Origin of the sequence: Streptomyces sp. NPDC088387 (assembly GCF_044753385.1) — a bacterium.
GTDB lineage: Bacteria > Actinomycetota > Actinomycetes > Streptomycetales > Streptomycetaceae > Streptomyces.
In genome coordinates, this window is sequence record NZ_JBIVNC010000002.1 from 174,769 (window position 1) to 193,324 (window position 18,556).

Annotated in this window: 13 protein-coding genes; 4 read left to right on the forward strand and 9 right to left on the reverse strand. The window is 72.1% G+C overall.

Features of this window, described 5'->3' with window-relative positions; genetic code table 11:
* Positions 1 to 6: 6 nt before the first annotated feature.
* Complete coding sequence (locus ACIQAC_RS05460; RefSeq protein WP_402187216.1) at positions 7 to 2,292, reverse strand: MMPL family transporter; 2,286 nt, start codon at positions 2,290 to 2,292, stop codon at positions 7 to 9.
* A gap of 175 nt (positions 2,293 to 2,467) precedes the next feature.
* Between ACIQAC_RS05460 and ACIQAC_RS05465 the strand changes: the two genes are divergently transcribed.
* The 3 genes from ACIQAC_RS05465 to ACIQAC_RS05475 all read left to right on the forward strand — a co-directional run bounded on the left by ACIQAC_RS05465 (position 2,468) and on the right by ACIQAC_RS05475 (position 6,701).
* Complete coding sequence (locus ACIQAC_RS05465; RefSeq protein WP_402187218.1) at positions 2,468 to 3,640, forward strand: sensor histidine kinase; 1,173 nt, start codon at positions 2,468 to 2,470, stop codon at positions 3,638 to 3,640.
* On the forward strand, positions 3,615 to 4,277 hold the full coding sequence (locus tag ACIQAC_RS05470) for a response regulator (protein ID WP_402187220.1): 663 nt from the start codon (positions 3,615 to 3,617) through the stop codon (positions 4,275 to 4,277). The genes ACIQAC_RS05465 and ACIQAC_RS05470 overlap by 26 nt, the downstream gene beginning before the upstream one ends.
* Before the next feature lie 72 nt (positions 4,278 to 4,349).
* Entirely contained in the window at positions 4,350 to 6,701 is a 2,352-nt protein-coding gene (locus tag ACIQAC_RS05475; RefSeq protein ID WP_402187222.1) for an ATP-binding cassette domain-containing protein, read from the forward strand.
* A gap of 432 nt (positions 6,702 to 7,133) precedes the next feature.
* On the opposite strand, the gene ACIQAC_RS05480 is transcribed toward ACIQAC_RS05475, so the two are convergent.
* From ACIQAC_RS05480 to ACIQAC_RS05500, 5 genes are all read right to left on the reverse strand, one after another.
* Positions 7,134 to 7,988, reverse strand: a complete 855-nt coding sequence (locus tag ACIQAC_RS05480) for a lysophospholipid acyltransferase family protein (RefSeq protein ID WP_402187224.1) — start codon at positions 7,986 to 7,988, stop codon at positions 7,134 to 7,136.
* Entirely contained in the window at positions 7,988 to 8,761 is a 774-nt protein-coding gene (locus tag ACIQAC_RS05485) for a GNAT family N-acetyltransferase (RefSeq protein ID WP_402187226.1), read from the reverse strand. Before ACIQAC_RS05485 ends, ACIQAC_RS05480 begins: the two co-directional genes overlap by 1 nt.
* A gap of 228 nt (positions 8,762 to 8,989) precedes the next feature.
* Positions 8,990 to 9,739 carry a succinate dehydrogenase/fumarate reductase iron-sulfur subunit gene (locus ACIQAC_RS05490; protein WP_402187228.1) on the reverse strand — a complete coding sequence of 250 codons (750 nt, stop codon included), beginning with the start codon at positions 9,737 to 9,739 and terminating at the stop codon, positions 8,990 to 8,992.
* Positions 9,736 to 11,685 carry a fumarate reductase/succinate dehydrogenase flavoprotein subunit gene (locus ACIQAC_RS05495; protein WP_402187230.1) on the reverse strand — a complete coding sequence of 650 codons (1,950 nt, stop codon included), beginning with the start codon at positions 11,683 to 11,685 and terminating at the stop codon, positions 9,736 to 9,738. Before ACIQAC_RS05495 ends, ACIQAC_RS05490 begins: the two co-directional genes overlap by 4 nt.
* Before the next feature lies 1 nt (position 11,686).
* Positions 11,687 to 12,358: a succinate dehydrogenase gene (locus tag ACIQAC_RS05500; protein WP_402188193.1), complete on the reverse strand. Its 672-nt coding sequence runs from the start codon at positions 12,356 to 12,358 to the stop codon at positions 11,687 to 11,689.
* 119 nt (positions 12,359 to 12,477) lie between these two features.
* On the opposite strand from ACIQAC_RS05500, the gene ACIQAC_RS05505 reads away from it, so the two are divergent.
* Entirely contained in the window at positions 12,478 to 13,362 is an 885-nt protein-coding gene (locus tag ACIQAC_RS05505) for a LysR family transcriptional regulator (protein WP_402187232.1), read from the forward strand.
* Positions 13,363 to 13,648: 286 nt separating this feature from the next.
* Here the strand turns inward: ACIQAC_RS05505 and ACIQAC_RS05510 are convergent, their stop codons facing one another.
* The 3 genes from ACIQAC_RS05510 to ACIQAC_RS05520 form a co-directional block, all read right to left on the reverse strand.
* Positions 13,649 to 15,790 carry a putative bifunctional diguanylate cyclase/phosphodiesterase gene (locus tag ACIQAC_RS05510; RefSeq protein ID WP_402187234.1) on the reverse strand — a complete coding sequence of 714 codons (2,142 nt, stop codon included), beginning with the start codon at positions 15,788 to 15,790 and terminating at the stop codon, positions 13,649 to 13,651.
* Positions 15,787 to 16,599, reverse strand: coding sequence for an SAM-dependent methyltransferase (locus ACIQAC_RS05515; protein ID WP_402187236.1), 813 nt, complete (start codon positions 16,597 to 16,599; stop codon positions 15,787 to 15,789). The genes ACIQAC_RS05510 and ACIQAC_RS05515 overlap by 4 nt, the downstream gene beginning before the upstream one ends.
* A 299-nt stretch (positions 16,600 to 16,898) precedes the next feature.
* Positions 16,899 to 17,846, reverse strand: coding sequence for an SCO0930 family lipoprotein (locus tag ACIQAC_RS05520; RefSeq protein ID WP_402187238.1), 948 nt, complete (start codon positions 17,844 to 17,846; stop codon positions 16,899 to 16,901).
* Positions 17,847 to 18,556: the final 710 nt, after the last annotated feature.

Consider the following 18,556-nt stretch of genomic DNA (forward strand, 5'->3'; position numbering starts at 1 on the left):
GCCGGGTCAGCGGTCGACCAGCCGTGGACGCGGGGCCTCACCCCTGGATTCCGCGCCGGTGCCGTCGGTGTCACCGGCGCCCACCGGGCCGCGGGGAAGTATCCGGTCCAGCCACTTCGGCAGCCACCAGTTGGCCCGGCCGAGGAGTGTCATGGTCGCCGGTACCAGCACCATGCGGACGACCGTGGCGTCGATGAGGATCGCGGTGGCCAGGCCGAGCCCGAACATCTTGGTGGAGGGGTCGTCGGCGACGGCGAAGGACAGGAAGACCGCCACCATGATGAGGGCGGCCGAGGTGATGATCCGGGCGGTGCGCGAGACGCCCTCGACGATCGCCGTGCCGTTGTCGCCGGTGCGCAGGTACTCCTCGCGTACCCGGGACAGCAGGAACACCTCGTAGTCCATCGACAGGCCGAACAGGATGGCGAAGAGAAACATCGGGATGAACGACACGATCGGAACCGTCGTCTCCAGCCCGATGAGCGCGCCGCCCCAGCCCCACTGGAAGACCGCGACCATGACGCCGTAGGACGCGCCGATACTCAGCAGGTTCAGCAGCACCGCCTTGAGCGCTACGACGACCGAGCGGAAGACCAGCATCAGCAGCAGGAACGAGAGCGCCAGCACGGCGGCGACGAACAACGGCAGCCGTTCGCTGGTGCGTTGGCCCACGTCGGACAGGCTCGCGGCGGCCCCGCCGACGTGCGCCTCGGCCGGACCCTGGCCGATCGCCGCGGGCAGCACGTCGGCGCGCAGCCGGGTGATGGTGTCGGCCGTGGCCTCGTCCTGCGGGCCGGTGGTCGGGAACACCACGAGGGTCGCGATGCCGGTGGCCCGGTCGGTGCGGGCCGGCGCGACGGACGCGATCCCCGGATCCGCGGCGACCGTCGCGACGAGCCGGTCCACCACTCCCGGATCACCGGCGGGGTCCGCGGCGACGACGAGGGGGCCGTTGGTGCCCGGGCCGAACCCCTCGGCGACAAGGTCGTAGGCCCGGCGCTCGGTACGGCTCTGCGGCTGTGAGCCGTCGTCGGGCAGGCCCACGCGCAGGCCGAGCACGGGCAGCGTCGCCGTCAGCAGCAGCACCGCGGCGCCGGCCGCGTACGGCGCCGGGTGCCGGCCGACGTGCCCGAGCCAGCGCCGCCACCCCACGGCGGGGACGGCGTCCGCCGCCGTGTCCCGCCGTCGGCGGAGGCGGCCCGGCCGCCGGGCCCGAAGTGCCCGGCCGATCCCGGCGATCCGGCCGGCCCGGCCCAGCCGCGGGCCCGCCGCGCCGAGGAAGGCCGGCAGCAGCGTCACCGACGCGACCACCATCGTCAGGACGACGATCGAGACGGCGAACCCGCCCACCGTCATGAACGGCACGTTCGCCACCGCCAGGCCGAGGATCGACACGACGACGGTGCCGCCGGCGAAGACCACCGGCCGCCCCGCCGTCGCCACCGCCCGTCCGGCCGCCTCCTGCGGATCGAGACCGCACGCGAGGTACTCCCGGTGCCTGGCGAGCACGAACAGCGCGTAGTCGATGCCCACTCCCAGCCCGACCATGCTGCCCAGGACCGGGGCGAAGGTGGGAACCTCCGTCACCCCCGCCAGTACCGTCATCGTGGCCACCCCGACGGTCAGCCCGAAGACCGCCATGCCGATCGGCAGCGCGGCGGCGACGAGCGAACCGAACGCCAGGAACAGGATCGCGGCCGCGGCGAGGAGGCCGATCAGCTCGCTCACACCGCCGTCGGCGCCGGAGAAGGCGTAGAAGAGGTCCCCGCCCATCTCGATGCGCAGCGGCAGCTCGGCGCGCAGCCGGTCACCGAGACCCACGAGGGCGTCGAGGTCCTCGCCCGACAGCCGGCTCTGGTCGGGGTACTGCACCCGGACCACCGCGATCCGCCCGTCGGCCGAGACGAGGCCGCCGCGCACGGCGGTGTCCCCGCCCGCGTCGAGCGCCCCTGCCGGGTCGCTCGCGCCGAGCACGTGCGGCAGCCGCGTCACCTCGGCCCGCAGCCGGGTGAGAGCGGTGCGCGCGCCGTCGTCGAAGAACGTCGCACCGCCGTCGAGGGGCGTGACGACGACCTGGGCGGTCATCCCCTCCTGGCCGGTGCCCGCCCGCTCGATCAGTTCCGCGGCCCGTCCGGAGTCCAGTCCCGGAGCGGTCATCGAGTCCGCGGTCCGCCCGCCGAAGGCGACGGCGGCGAGGACGGCGAGCGTGGCGGCGACCAGCCATGCCGCGATCACCCGCCAGGGATGACGGGCGGCACCTGCGCCCAGGCGCAGCAGGGCTTTCGAGAGCATCGGGTCCTCCAACCACCTCGGCGGCCGTCCGTGTACGGCCGCCGAGGGAGAGGCTCGTCGCCACGGCGCTCCGCGGCATCGGCCCGCCGGCCGCGGTTGCGTCGGCCCCGGGGTGGAGTGACGTCCCGTCCTTTCGGCCGATGCGCGGCACGCCGTGGTCCGTAGGCTGAGAACCGTGCTCCGAGACGACCTGCGAACCCTGTGGACCGAACCCCGGCCGCCCGACGCGCCCGCCCGGGTGCGGCGGGACTGGGCGCTGCTCGCCGTGGGCCTCGCCGCTGTGGCGCTGGAGGCCGGCCTGCGCGAGGACGTCGTGTGGCGGCCGGTGGCGCTGGTGTGCGCCGTAGGGCTGTGCCTGCTGCTTCTGTGGCGCCGGACCCACCCGCTGGCGACGGTGACGCTGGCGTTCGGCTCGGTGGCCGTGCTACAGGTGGCCGCGCTCGCCGCCGGGCCGCGCGAGACCGTCGGCCTGGACACCGGCGCGGTGGTGCTGGTGCTGGTGTACGCGCTGCTGCGGTGGGGATCGGGACGCGAGATCGTGCTGGGCGGCGCGGTGATCCTCGCGACCGGCGTGCTGTGTTCCGTCACGGACGAGACCCCGGTCGTCGAGAACGCCGTGGGCCTGGTCTTCCTGTTGGTGCCCGGCGCGGTCGGGGCGGCCGTGCGGTTCCGGGTGACCGCCCGCGAGCGGCAGTTGGAGCAGGTGCGCTCCCGTGAGCGCGAGCAGCTCGCCCGGGAACTGCACGACACGGTGGCCCACCACGTGTCCGCCATGGTGATCATCGCCCAGGCGGGCCGGGTGCTCGCGGGCCCCGACCCGTCCCCCGCCGTCGACGCGCTGGAGGGGGTCGAGGAGGAGGGGGCGCGCACGCTGGAGGAGATGCGTGCCATGGTCGCCGCGCTGCGCGACCGCGGGGTCGGCGCCGAGCTGGCGCCACCTGCCGGAGTCGCGGACCTGGAGCGCCTGGTGCGCGCCCCGGGTGGTCGCCTCAGGGTCGATCTCGGGCTCGACGGCGAACTGGACTCACTGCCCCCGGCCGTGGACGCGGCCGTCTACCGGATCGTGCAGGAGTCGGTGACCAACGCCATGCGCCACGCGGTCGACGCGACCGAGCTCGTCGTCCGGGTCACCGCGGAACGGCACACGGTACGGGTGAGCGTGCGCGACAACGGCCACCGCACCGGCCGGGGCCGTACCGGATACGGACTCACCGGGCTGCGCGAGCGCGCGACCCTGCTGGGCGGCAGACTCCAGGCCGGCCCCGGCGCCGACCGGGGCTGGCAGGTCGAAGCCGAACTGCCGACGGCGAGGAGCGCGAGCGGTGCCCATCCGCGTGCTCGTCGCTGACGACCAGACCATCATCCGCACCGGCCTGCGGATCATGCTGAACGCCCAGCCCGGCATCGAGGTGGTCGGCGAGGCCGCCGACGGACACGAAGCGGTACGTCTGGCCCGCGAACTGCGCCCCGACGTCTGCCTGTTCGACATCCGCATGCCCGTGATCGACGGGCTGGAGGCCACCCGGCTGGTCGCGGGGCCGGGCGTCGCCGACCCGCTGGCCGTGGTCGTCATCACCACGTTCGACCTCGACGAGTACGTCTACGGCGCACTGCGGGCCGGCGCCCGCGGATTCCTCCTCAAGGACACCGGACCGGACCTGCTGGCGCAGGCCGTACGGTCGGCGTCCGGCGGTGAGGCGCTCATCGCGCCCAGCGTCACGGTCCGGCTGCTCCAGGCGTTCGCGGACCTGCCCGCCGGCCGGCCCGTGGCCCAGCCGGTCGCCCCCGTCACCGCCCGCGAGGAGCAGGTGCTGCTCGCCGTCGCGCGCGGGCTGACCAACACCGAGATCGCCGACGCACTGCACATCAGCCTCAGCACGGTGAAGACACATCTCGCCAGCCTGATGGCCAAACTCGGCGCCCGCAACCGGGTCGAGATCGCGATGTGGGCCTACGAGACACGCCGGATCCTCCCCGGAACCTGAGCCGGGTGCGCCTCGACGCCACGGCCGCGGACCGGCCGCCCGCCCGCCCGCTCGCGGGTTACCGTGACCAACATGCACGCCCCGCACCCCGCCACCCCCCATGACCAGTACGTCCGCGTCCGCGGCGCCCGTGAGCACAACCTCCGCGACGTGGACGTCGACGTCCCCCGGGACGTGCTGGCCGTGTTCACCGGAGTGTCCGGCTCCGGGAAGTCGTCGCTGGCGTTCGGCACGATCTACGCGGAGGCGCAGCGCCGCTACTTCGAGTCGGTGGCGCCCTACGCGCGCCGGCTGATCCACCAGGTCGGGGCGCCGAAGGTCGGCGAGATCACCGGGCTGCCGCCGGCCGTCTCGCTGGAGCAGCGCCGCTCGGCGCCGACCTCGCGCTCCTCGGTCGGCACGGTCACCAACCTCTCCAACTCGCTGCGCATGCTGTACTCCCGCGCGGGCGACTACCCGCCGGGCGCGGAGCGCCTCGACTCCGACGCGTTCTCCCCCAACACCGCCGCCGGGGCCTGTCCGCGGTGCCACGGTCTGGGGCAGGTGCACGGTACGACCGAGGAGTTGCTGGTCCCCGATCCGTCGCTGTCGGTCCGCGACGGCGCGATCGCCGCGTGGCCGGGCGCCTGGCAGGGCAAGAACCTGCGCGACATCCTCGACGCGCTCGGGTACGACGTGGACCGGCCGTGGCGCGAGCTGCCCGCCGGGCAGCGGGAATGGATCCTGTTCACGGACGAGCAGCCGGTGGTCACGGTCCACCCTGTGCGGGACGCGGACCGTATCCAACGCCCCTACCAGGGCACGTACATGAGCGCCGAGCGCTATGTGCGGAAGACGTTCGGTGATTCGAAGAGCGCGACGCTCAGGGCGAAGGCGGAGCGCTTCCTCACCACGTCGCCGTGTCCGGTCTGCGGCGGCTCCCGGCTGCGGCCCGAGGCGCTCGCGGTGACCTTCGCCGGCCGTACGATCGCCGAACTGGCCGCGCTGCCCCTCGCCGAGCTGGCGTCCGCGCCGGACGGCACCACGCCGACGGCCCGGGTTCTCACCGACGACCTGAAGTCCCGTATCGGACCCGTCCTGGAACTCGGCCTCGGCTACCTCAGCCTGGACCGTCCGACCCCCACGCTGTCGGCCGGGGAGCTCCAACGCCTGCGCCTGGCGACCCAGTTGCGCTCCGGCCTGTTCGGTGTGGTCTACGTGCTCGACGAGCCGTCGGCCGGGCTGCACCCGGCGGACACCGAGGCCCTGCTGACCGTCCTCGCCCGGCTGAGGGCGGCCGGGAACTCGGTGTTCGTGGTGGAGCACCACCTGGACGTGATGCGCGGCGCCGACTGGATCGTGGACGTGGGTCCGCTGGCCGGGGAGCACGGCGGGCAGGTGCTGTACAGCGGCCCGGTGCCCGGTCTCGCGGACGTCCCCGCGTCGGCCACGGCCCGGTATCTCTTCGATCACTCCCCCGCTCCGGTACGGCCGGTGCGGGCGCCTCGTGGGCAGCTGAAGGTCGGGCCGGTGAACCGGCACAACCTGCGCGGAGTGACGGCGGAGTTCCCGCTGGGTGTCCTCACGGCGGTCACCGGGGTCTCCGGTTCCGGCAAGTCCACGCTGATCGGGGAGATCACCGCGGACCTGCCGGGGGTGGGGCGGGTCGTCTCCGTCGACCAGCGGCCGATCGGGCGCACCCCGCGGTCCAATCTGGCCACGTACACCGGGCTGTTCGACGTGGTGCGCAAGGAGTTCGCGGCGACGGACGCGGCGCGGTCGCGGGGGTACGGGGTGGGCCGGTTCTCCTTCAACGTGGCCGGTGGGCGCTGCGAGACCTGTCAGGGCGAGGGGTTCGTGAGTGTGGAGCTGCTGTTCCTGCCGAGTACGTACACGCCGTGCCCCGACTGCGGGGGCGCCCGGTACAACCCGGCGACGCTCGAAGTGACGTACCGGGGGCGGAACATCGCGCAGGTGCTGGACCTCACGGTCGAGGGTGCGGCGGAGTTCTTCGCGGACACTCCGGCGGTGGCGCGCAGTCTGTCCACGCTGGTGGACGTGGGGCTGGGGTATCTGCGGCTCGGTCAGCCGGCGACGGAGCTTTCGGGGGGTGAGGCGCAGCGGATCAAGCTGGCGAGTGAGCTTCAGCGGGGGCGGCGGGGGCACACGCTGTATCTGCTGGACGAGCCTACGTCCGGACTGCATCCGGCTGATGTGGCGGTGCTGATGCGGCAGTTGCACGGGCTGGTGGAGGGTGGGCACACGGTGGTGGTCGTCGAGCACGACATGGCTGTCGTCGCCGACGCGGACTGGGTGATCGACCTTGGGCCGGGGGGTGGGGAGGCCGGGGGCCGGATCGTGGCGACGGGGCCTCCGGCGGGGGTGGCGGATGTCGTCGGAAGCGCGACAGCACCGTATCTCTCGCGAGCGCGGAGGGGTGGTTAGGGGTGCGTGGTCGGGTGCGGGTGCGTGGGGGCTTGTCGCGCAGTTCCCCGCGCCCCTGAGGCCGGCTGCGGCCAGGTCGGCCGAGCAGAGCCGGCACTCCGGGGGGTGCGTGGTCGGGTGCGGGTGCGTGGGGGCTTGTCGCGCAGTTCCCCGCGCCCCTGGGGTCGGCCGAGCGGGGCCGATGCCCCCGGGGGGTGCATGGGGGCTGGTCGCGCCCCTGAGGTGCAGGGCGGCTCCGCCGCGCGGGCACGACAACCCCGGATCCTCCGGAACGCCGGCACCGCCGGCCGACCCAAGGGGCGCGGGGAACTGCGCGACCAGCCACGACGGACCCGCACCCGACAACACACCCCTGGGAGGCCGAAGCCGGCCCAAGGGGCGCGGGGAACTGCGCGACCTGCCGCGGCGGGCCCGCGCCCGGCAGGTGGTTGGCTACGAGGCCTTCTTCAGGAGGGCTGGGCGGGTGCGGGGTGGGTGTTGGGTGATCAGGGTGGCGTGGGGCCAGTGGGGTTCGCCCACGCGGCCGGACTGGGCGGCGTGCGCCAGGGCCCGGCGGTCGGGGTGGATGCCGGGCGGGATGACGGGACGGACGTCCACCTCGGCCACGAGCCCGCGGGTCGACACCACCCGCCAGATCGAGGCGACCAGCGAGTCCTGGCCGATGAACGCGGGCACGGTGGAGGCCGTACCGCCCTCGATCCGGTAATGCAGCCGCACCGGCTGCACGGGCACACCGGCGTCGATGGCCGCCTGGAACGCGGCCCGCCGGAAGGTGCCCTGGGCACGGCCGCACCAGGTGCTGCCCTCGGGAAAGACCCCGATCGCGGAGCCGCCCCGCATCGCCTCGGCGAGAACCGCGACCGTCTGCGGCAGGGCCCGCAACCGGTCGCGGTCGATGAACAGCGTGCCGGCGCCGGCGACGAGCGGCCCCGCCACCGGCCACCCGCGGATCTCGGTCTTGGCCAGCATGCGGCCGGGCCGGACGGCCGCGAGCAGCGCGATGTCGAGCCAGGAGATGTGGTTGGCGACGACCAGCAGCCCGCCGGCCGGCGGCGCGGCGCCGGTCAGGTCGAGCCGGACCCCGGCGGCCCGGACGAGGGTCCGGCTCCACCGCCGTACCGTGGCCGCGGGTATCCGCCGTCCGACGGGCAGCAGGACGACCGCGAGCAGTACCAGGGCCACGACCGCCACGAACCGGAGTACGGCCCGAGGCACGGTCGCCGCCCGCCCCGTCGGATCGATGCACGCCGCCGGGGTGCACGGCGCGCTCGGCAGCCAGACGCTCATCAGGCCGGGACGAGCGAGAGGAAGTGGTTCAGGTAGCGCGGGTTGACCCGGCGCATGGACAGCAGCACGTAGAGGTCGGCGACTCCGAAGTCGGGGTCGTGGGCGGCCTCGCCGCAGACCCAGGCGCCGAGCCGGAGGTAGCCGCGCAGCAGCGGCGGCAGCTCGGTGCGCCCGGCGGGCCGGGTGACGCCCTGCGCGCTCCAGGGCAGCAGCGGGCGGACCCGGTACTCCTCGGGCGCGAGGTGCTTGGCCTCGACCCGGTCCCAGGTGGCGGCGGCGAGGGCGCCACCGTCGGCCAGCGGGATGGAGCAGCAGCCGGCCAGCCACTCGTGGCCGTTGTCGACCATGTAGCGCGCTATGCCGGCCCAGATCAGTCCGATGACGGTGCCGTCACGGTGGTCGGGGTGGACGCAGGAACGGCCGACCTCCACGAGGCCCGGCCGGATCGGGTCGAGCCCGGCGAGGTCGAACTCGCCCTCGGAGTACAGCCGTCCGGCGACCGCGGCACGGTCGGGCGGCAGCAGCCGGTAGGTGCCGACGACCTCGCCGCTGAGTGTGTCGCGCACCAGCAGGTGGTCGCAGTACGCGTCGAACGAGTCGATGTCGAGTCCCGGCTGCGGGGTGGACAGCAGGGCGCCCATCTCGCCGGCGAAGACGTCGTGCCGCAGCTTCTGGGCCGCGCGCACATCGGCTTCGTCACGGGCGATGGTGACGGTGTAGCGGGTGGGGGCCGCTGGCTGCGGGGGACGGTCGAGCGTGGTGACGCCGGTCATGGCTCTCTCCTGGTCACGGGCCGGGTTCGGCAGAGCGTCGAGCGGGGCCGGTCCCGTTTGTCCGGCCGCCACAGTTCTTCCGATGCAGGGCGTCCGGCGCGTTACCCACGAAGGGAGAGCGGGTGTGAGCTTGTTGAATGCCAGGGGTGCCTGGCGGGACCGGGAAGAGCACCACCCCGGTCCCACCCGTCCGCACCCTGTCGGCGAACGTTTCGCGAGCTGCGGGCCTTACCGCTTGGCCACCTTGCGAGTCGCCCGCAGCCATTCCTTGTTCATGCTCGTGATGGACATCAGCGGGATGCCCTTGGGACACGCCGTGGCACACTCTCCGGTGAGCGTGCAGCCGCCGAACCCCTCGTCGTCCATCTGCGCGACCATGTCCAGCACCCGGGTCTCACGCTCGGGCGCGCCCTGCGGCAGCACGTTCAGATGGTTGACCTTGGCCGAGGTGAAGAGCATCGCGGCGCCGTTCGGGCAGGCGGCCACACAGGCGCCGCAGCCGATGCACTCGGCGTGCTCGAAGGCGAAGTCCGCGTCCGGCTTCGGTACGGGCGCCGCATGCGCCTCGGGGGCCGCACCGGTGGGTGCGGTGATGTAGCCGCCGGCCTGGATGATCCGGTCGAACGCCGAGCGGTCCACGACGAGGTCCTTGACGACCGGGAACGCCGATGCCCGCCAGGGCTCGATGTCGATGGTGTCGCCGTCCTCGAAGGACCGCATGTGCAGCTGGCAGGTGGTGGTGCGCTCGGGTCCGTGGGCGTCGCCGTTGATCACCAGGCTGCACGCACCGCAGATGCCCTCACGGCAGTCGTGGTCGAAGGCGACCGGGTCCTCGCCGCCGAGGATGAGTTCCTCGTTGAGGGTGTCGAGCATCTCCAGGAACGACATGTCGGTGGAGATGCCGTCCACCTCGTAGGTGGACATGGCGCCTTCGGCGTCGGCGCTCTTCTGGCGCCAGACGCGCAGGGTGAGCTTCATGCGTAGCTCCGCTGGGTGGGGTGGACGTACTCGAAGACCAGGTCTTCCTTGTGCAGGACGGGAGCCGTGCCGGTGGTGGTGAACTCCCAGGCGGCGGCGTAGGAGAACTCCTCGTCGCGGCGGGCGGCCTCGCCGTCGGGGGTCTGGGACTCCTCGCGGAAGTGGCCGCCGCAGGACTCCTCGCGGTGCAGCGCGTCGAGGCACATCAGCTCGGCGAGTTCCAGGTAGTCGACGATCCGGTTGGCCTTCTCCAGCGACTGGTTGAACTCCTCGCCGGTGCCGGGCACCTTGATCCGCCGCCAGAACTCCTCGCGGATCTGGGGGATCCGCTCCAGCGCCTTGCGCAGTCCGGCGTCGGTGCGGGCCATACCGCAGAACTCCCACATCAGCTCGCCGAGTTCACGGTGGAAGGAGTCGGGCGTACGGTCGCCGTCGACGGCCAGCAGCAGGTTGAGCCGGTCCTCGGTCTCGGCCAGCACCTCCTGGACGACGGGGTGTTCGTCGGTGACGGGCTCGTGGTGCGGGTTGCGCGCGAGGTAGTCGTTGATGGTGGCCGGGAGGACGAAGTAGCCGTCGGCGAGGCCCTGCATCAGGGCGGAGGCGCCGAGCCGGTTGGCGCCGTGGTCGGAGAAGTTGGCCTCGCCGATCGCGAACAGGCCCGGGACGGTGGTCTGGAGGTCGTAGTCGACCCAGAGTCCGCCCATCGTGTAGTGCACGGCCGGGTAGATCCGCATCGGCACCTCGTACGGATCCTCGTCGGTGATCCGCTGGTACATGTCGAAGAGGTTGCCGTACTTGGCCTCGACGGCCGCGCGGCCCATCCGCGTGATCGCGTCGGCGAAGTCCAGGTAGACGCCCTGGCCGCCGGGGCCGACCCCGCGGCCCTCGTCGCAGACGTTCTTCGCGGCGCGCGAGGCGATGTCGCGCGGAACGAGGTTGCCGAACGACGGGTAGATGCGCTCCAGGTAGTAGTCGCGCTCGTCCTCGGGGATCTGGTTCGCGGGACGGGTGTCGCCCTTGGCCTTCGGCACCCAGATCCGGCCGTCGTTGCGCAGCGACTCGCTCATCAGCGTGAGCTTCGACTGGTGCTCGCCGGTGCGCGGGATGCAGGTCGGGTGGATCTGTGTGAAGCAGGGGTTCGCGAAGTAGGCGCCGCGCCGGTGCGCCCGCCACACGGCGGTGGCGTTGGAGTTCATGGCGTTCGTCGACAGGTAGAAGACGTTGCCGTACCCGCCGGAGGCGAGCACGACGGCGTCCGCGTAGTACGTGTCGATCCTCCCGGTGATCAGGTCCCGGGCCACGATCCCGCGGGCCCGTCCGTCGACGACGATCACGTCGAGCATCTCGGTACGGGCGTGCATCTCGATGTTGCCCGCCGCGATCTGCCGGCTGAGCGCCTGGTAGGCGCCGAGCAGCAGCTGCTGGCCCGTCTGGCCACGGGCGTAGAACGTGCGGGAGACCTGGACGCCGCCGAAGGAGCGGGTGTCGAGCAGACCGCCGTACTCGCGGGCGAAGGGCACACCCTGCGCCACGCACTGGTCGATGATCTCCACGGAGATCTGCGCGAGCCGGTGCACGTTGGACTCCCGGGCGCGGAAGTCGCCGCCCTTGACGGTGTCGTAGAACAGCCGGTGGACGGAGTCGCCGTCGTTGCGGTAGTTCTTCGCCGCGTTGATACCGCCCTGCGCGGCGATGGAATGGGCCCTGCGCGGGGAGTCCTGGTAGCAGAACTGCACAACGTGGTAGCCCTGTTCGGCGAGCGTGGCCCCGGCGGAACCCCCCGCGAGCCCCGTGCCCACGACGATCACCGTGTGCTTGCGGCGGTTGGCGGGGTTGACCAGCTTGGCCTCGAAACGGCGGGTGTCCCAGCGCTCGTTGACCGGTCCGCCGGGCGCGGTGCCGTCGGCGACCGGCGTGCCGGTCTCGTAGTCCAGGAATGAGGTCATCTCAGCTCACCAATCCGGTCATGACGCCCACGGGTACGGCGATGAAACCGGCCGTCAGCAGCACCGCGAGGACGTTGGCGGTGGTCTTCAGGGCGCGGTCACGGGTGCGACTGCCGGCGCCGAGGGTCTGGGCCGCGCTCCAGAAGCCGTGCTGGACGTGCAGGCCGAGCGCGAGCATCGCGACGATGTAGATGACGTTCCCGTACCACGTCGAGAAGGTGTCGATGATGTTCTGGTACGGCTTGAGGTGCTCGTAGCCGCCCGGGTGCACGGTGCCGGTCGTCAGGTCGAGGATGTGCCACACGATGAACAGGGCGAGGATGACCCCGCCCCAGCGCATGGTGCGGGTCGCGTAGGACGAACCCGCCTTCTTGTGCACGTACTTGCTGGGCCGCGCCTTGATGTCACGGCGGCTGAGCTGGTAGGCGGAGACGGCGTGCGCCACGACGGCGACGACCAGCACGATCCGTACGAGCCACAGGGCCCACTCGTAGTGGAGCACCGGCTCGCCCATGGTGCGCAGCCAGTGGGCGTAGTGGTTGATGTCCTCCGGGCCGAAGAAGATCTTCAGGTTCCCGATCATGTGCGCGACCAGGTAGAGCAGCATCACCAGACCGCTCACGGCCATGACTGTTTTCTTGCCGACGGAGCTGTCCCACACGGTGCGCGCCAAGGACGGCCGTCGGTCCGTCCGCGTAGCCAGAGCCATGCCCTGCACGGTATGGGTGCAGAGGCCAATCGGTCCAAGACATGGTCTGCCTCGTTTCGATAGCCCTGGCCTATCATTGCTGGATGCAGTTCCAGCAGCTCCAGTATTTCGTGGCCGTCGCCGAGACCCGGCACTTCACCCGCGCCGCCGATCTGGTCCATGTCGCGCAGCCGTCGCTGTCCCAGCAGATCAAGGCGCTGGAGCGGGAGCTGGGCGCGGACCTGTTCCTGCGTGCGCGGGGCAACATCACGCTCACGGACGCCGGTGAGGCGCTGCTGCCGCTGGCCCGGCGGATCCTCGCGGACACCGACACCGCGCGCCACGAGGTGCAGGAGCTGGTGCAGCTGCGGCGGGGGCGGGTGCGGCTGGGGGCGACGCCGAGTCTGTGCACGGGGCTCCTGCCGGACGTCCTGCGCGCCTTCCACGACCGCTATCCGGGGATCCAGCTCCTCATCGAGGAGGGCGGCTCGCACGATCTCGTACGGCATCTCGCACGCGGTGCGCTGGATCTGGCCCTGGTGGTGCTGCCGCTGCCGGCGCCGGCGCCCGCGCTGACCACGGTGGAGCTGTTGCGGGAGGACCTGGTGGTGGTGTCCGCTCCCGACGCGCCGCGGCCGGGCGGGGACCGGCGTGGTGTGCGGATCGCCGACCTCGAGGGGGAGCGGCTGGTGATGTTCCGGCACGGGTACGACCTGCGGGAGCTGACCGTGGCCGCGTGCCGGGCCGAGGGGTTCGAGCCGGACTTCGCGGTGGAGGGTGGGGAGATGGACGCGGTGCTGGGATTTGTGCGGGCGGGGTTGGGGGTCGCGGTGGTGCCCCGGATGGTGGCGGCGCGGTCGGGTCGGGGGCTGAGGGTGACGCCCCTTGCCCGTCCGGGGCTGCATCGGGTCATCGCGCTGGCCCACCGCAGCGACGTGGCTCCGCCCCGGGCCGCACGAGAACTCCAACGGATGCTGCTGGAACGCTGACCGGGGACACCGAACGCGGTTCCGTACCAACTGATCGCGCAGTTCCCCGCGCCCCTGACCCCGATGCCGAGTACCGGTCGTGGGTGGTACTCGCGCAGTTCCCCGCGCCCCCTGAACAACCCGGGGTACCGGCAGCGCCCCTTCAGGGGCGCGGGGAACTGCGCGAGCAACCACGGACGGCCCGCGGGCTCAAGACCACCTCACCCACCCCAGGGGCGCGGGGAACTGCGCGACCAGCCACGACGGACCCGCACCCGGCACCGGGACCCGGCACCGGGACCCGCGGTCAGCCGCTTGCGTCGACCAGGGCCAGATCGTGGAGACGGTCCGGCGGGCCCGGACGGGCGTAGTACCAGCCCTGGGCCGTGTCACAGCCCAGTATCCTCAGCTGCTCCGCCTGCGCCCCCGTCTCCACCCCCTCCACCGTCACCGTGAGATCAAGACTGTGCGCAAGGGATACGATCCCCTCCACGATCTTGAGATCGACCGAGTCTGCCGGAAACTGCTGCATGCTCTGCGTGAACGACCGGTCCAGCTTGAGGATGCTCACGGGCAGCCGCCGCAGATTCGCCAGGTTCGAGTACCCCGTACCGAAGTCGTCGAGCGCGATGTCGACACCCATCTCCGCCAGCCGCCGAAGCGGCTTGAGCAGATCGTCGTCGGCACCGATCAGCGCGGACTCGGTGACCTCAAGGCACAGCGCGTCCGGCGCGACACCCGCCGACTCCAGGATCTCCACCGTGTCCTGGACGAGCCCGGGATGGGTCAGCTGGCACGGCGACAGATTCACGTTGATCCGCAACGGCACCGTCGCCGAGGCGGCGTACCGTTCCCTCCACTCACGGGCCTGCCGTACCGACTGTTCGAGCACCCAGCGCCCGAGCGGCACGATCAGCCCGGTGTGCTCGGCGAGCGGGATGAACCGGTCGGGACCGAGCACACCGTGCTGCGGATGCAGCCAGCGGACGAGCGCCTCGGCGCCGCGCACACTGCCGTCGCCGAGATGCACCAGCGGCTGGTACTCGATGAAGAACTCGCCCCGGTCCAGCGCGGTCGGCAGCGCGGTGGTCAGCCCGTGCCGGGTGATGGCGCGGGCGTCGGCCTCCGGGTCGGCCAGCTCGTAGCGGTTGCCGCCCGCCGACTTCGCCCGGTACATCGTGATGTCGGCGCTGCGCAGCACCTCGGCCGCGCTGCGCTCCCCGGCGGGTCCCTCGACGATGCCGATGGAGCCCCGCACGGTCAGCTCGCGGCCCTCGATACGGATCGGGGCGAGCAGCGCGTTCATGATCCGGCCGGCGAGTTCGTCGACCTCGCGCTGGGTGTCGCGGCCGGTGGTCAGCGCCACGAACTCGTCGCCGCCGAGCCGGGCCACCATCTCGCCGGGCGCGGTCGCGCAGGCCTGGAGCCGGTCGGCGACCTCGACGAGCAGCCGGTCGCCGGCCGCGTGGCCGAGGCTGTCGTTGATCGTCTTGAAGCCGTCCAGGTCCAGGTAGCAGAGCCCGAACCGCTGGCCGTCGCCCGCGCCGAGCGCCTTCTCCAGGCGTTCGAAGAACAGCGTCCGGTTGGGCAGGCCGGTGAGCGCGTCGTGGGTGGCCTCGTAGCGCAGCCGGAGGTTGAGCAGCCGGCGCTCGGTGGTGTCCTCCATCAGCGCCAGCTGGTACTGCGGGTTGCCGTCGGGGTCGCGCAGCAGGGAGACGGTGAGGTTGGTCCACAGGACCGTTCCGTCGGGCCGGTAGAAGGCCTTCTCGACGTGGTAGTGCTCGCGCTCGCCGCTGACCAGCTCGTCGTAGAGCCGCCACACCTGGGGGGCGTCCTCGGCGTGTGTCCAGTCCCTGACGTTGCGGCTGCGTACGTTGTGCTCGCCGCCGCCGAACATACGCGTCAGGGCGGCGTTGGTCTCCAGCACGTTGCCGTCGAGGTCCGCGATGCCGATGCCTATGGCGGCGCCCTCGAAGACGGCACGGAAGCGGGCCTCGCTGGCGTGCAGCGCCTGCGCGACCACACCCTGGGCGCGCAACGCGGCCTGGGCGATGGACTCCTGCTCCGCGAGCGTGCGGCCGCGCAGCGCGTGCGCGAACCCGGCGGCCATGGCGTGCTGAAGCCGCGCCGAGCGGGCCCGCTGGTCCTCCTGGGAACCGTCGTCGCCGCAGTAGAGCACCAGGTAGGCGTCGACGCAGTCGAGGGTGCGGCTGAGTGCCTCGGGGTCGGTGCAGTGCGCGTCGACCAGGGCGGCGCCGATGGCCCGCGCCTCGGCCCCGTCGAAGGCCCGCGCCCGCAGCGCCTCGCTCAACCGCCGTGCCAGCGGCAGCAGTTGTTCCTCGAACTCGGGCCTGGTCAGCGAGGTCGGGGAGACCGGGAAGACCGCCCGGCTCCAGATCGTCGCGAACCGCCGCAGTCTGTCCTCCGGCCCGTCCGGCTCCGCGCTCACGCCGTGCGTCCCACGCCTGCGAAACCGGAGAAGGCGTAGGGATCCTCGTCCTCCGGTGCGGTGTCCGAACGCCAGGAGGGCATCGGCACCAGTCCGGGTTCCACCATGTCGTACCCCTCGAAGAACCGCGCGATCTCCTCGCGCGAGCGCATGATCAGCGGGTTGCGAATGTCCTTGTATACGTCCACCGCGCCACCGGCCCGCTCCGGTGACAGCGGGATTCCCTCGTACGAGGCATGTGTCAGAACGAGCAGACTGCCGGGCGCCAGTGCGTCGCGCAGCTGTGCCACCGCCGCGTACGGGTCGTCGGCGTCCTCGACGAAGTGCAGGATCGCCACCAGCAGCAGCGCCACCGGGCGGTCCGGGTCGATCAGCCGCTCCACCTGGGGGCTGCGCAGAATCTCCAGGGGCTTTCGGAGGTCGGCGGCGACCACGTCCGCGTCGGCGTTGCCGGCCAGGACCTCCTGGCTGTGCGCGACGGCGACCGGATCGTGGTCGACGTAGACGACATGGGCGCCCGGGCTGGCCTCCTGGGCCACCTCGTGGACGTTGCCGAACGTCGGGATGCCCGACCCGATGTCCAGGAACTGTGTGACGCCCTGGTCGACGGCGAAGCGGACCGCGCGGCGCATGAACGCCCGGTTCGCCTGCATGATCTTGGGAAGTCCCGGCATGAACTCCATGGCCTTGCGGGCCGCTTCCCTGTCGACCTCGAAGTTGTGCGAACCGCCCAGGTAGTAGTCATAGATACGCGAAACGCTCGGCACCGAGATGTCGATGCTGCGTGGGGCCCAGGCGGGACGCTCCATCTAGCTCTCCAAGGCATTGGCGATCCGGTGTTCGAGCTGAGGCTACTGATCGCCCGCCAATGGAGCGAGTCAAAACGGAAATTGACCATCCGTTCCCGGTCACTGCCTGCGGCACGTGCCCAATTGGAGCCGCGCGGTGGCCTCACGAAAAGTATCCGACGCGTTCCTCTGCGTACGGAAACGTGGCGCGTTTCACGGGGACTTCCGGGTGAAGCGCGGCAAACACGCCAAAGCAGTCCACCTCTCCCTGGAACGTGGAGAGATGGACTGCACTTCGGGGCGTGGGGGGCCCTGGAGGACTACTCCTTGTCGGGCGCTCCCACGGGCTTGCCGTCGGGGGCCACCGCGTACCAGGTGCCGCCGACGCCCTGGCCGTTGGTGTCGCCCGGCGCCTTGTCGTTGGCGAAGGTGTAGATGGGCCAGCAGTTGATCGTCTGCTGCTTCTTGCCGTCGGGCCGGGTGAAGCTCATCAGGCCCTTCTTCTGCACGTCCTTGGTGTCGTTGGTCTCGACCGGCGCGACGACCGGCCACTTCTCGACGCAGGTTCCGGCACAGTTCGAGACGGGCTCCGGCCAGGCTTCGTCCTTCATGAAGCGGTAGACCGTCATGCCGTTCTTGTCGACGACGATCTCGCCGAGCTTGGCGTCCTTGCGGGTGGACAGACCGGGCAGGTCGGCCAGCTTGGCCTTCTTGCCGTCGGGGGCGAGCGCGTACCAGGTGCCGTTCACCGCCTGGCCGTTGACGTCTCCGGCGTTGACGTCCTTCGCGTAGCGGTAGGCGGGCCAGCCGCCGATCGTCAGCTGCTTGGTGCCGTCGGGACGGGTGATCTCGCCGATCAGTTCGGCGTCGACACCCTCGCCCGCGCTGGCGTCGTTCGCCGGGACGGGCGGCCATGCGGTGGCGCAGTCGCCCTCGCAGTTGGTCTTCGGGGGTTCGGCCGTGTCCTGGTCGAACCGGTAGAGCGTGCGGCCGTCGGCGTCGGTGAGCACGTTGCCCAGCTCGGCGTTGACGGACACGGCCAGCTTGCCCGCCGGGGTGTTCGGGGCCGCCGCGTTCTGGGCTCCCTGGGCGCCGACGCCGGTGTCCGTACCGGTACCGGTGCTGGCGCCGCCGTAGCCACCCGCGGGCGCCGTGGCGCCCACGTTCTGGGCCGGCGACTGGGCCCCGCCGTCCTGACCGCACGCCGTCGTCAGCGCCAGTACGGCCACAGCGCTCGCCGCGAGAGAGGCGCTCCGCCAGGTGTTCATCGTCAACTCCCCACAATCACACTGGTGTTGCAGCGCCCTGCTGAGCCGCCGCACGACCAGCAGTACGCACGGACCGGGTACCCGTGTTCAACGTGGGGCGAGATTTCTTTCGAAACCCTGTGGAATCGCCCCCCGGACACCCGCCCAACCCCTCGCGGACACCCGGCCGTCGACCACGGCGCCCGGTCAAACCCCGGGGCACGCAACATCCCTCTTTCGGACCAATCACCCGTTACCCGCGCGTGCCGCGGCGGACGGGCCCTCATGATCTGCGTCGTGCATGGACCCGAACGGACCCGATCCGCCGTCGCCCCACGGGTGGCGGCCGTGCTGACGCTGACCTGGGCGCTGGCCGGCGCGCCCGCGGGGCCGGCCGCGGCCGACGCCTGCGCGTGGGCCTCGACCGGACCCGGCGGCACCAGCGCGGTGGCGGTCGCCGGGAGCCGGACGTGGCCGTCGTGCCCGCCGAAGCCCACGCCGACGCCGACTCCCACCCCGACTCCGACCCCGAAGCCGCCCAAACCGCCGCCGCCCCAGCCGACCCCACCGCCGCCACCGCCACCGCCCGCTCCGCCGAAGCCCCAGCCGACCCCCACCCCGGAGCCGCCGCCTCCCCCACCGCCACCACGGCCCGCCCCGGCACCACCGGCCCGACCGGCACCGCCCCCACCGCCACCACCGGCACCCACGCCCAGGCCCACCCCGAGGCC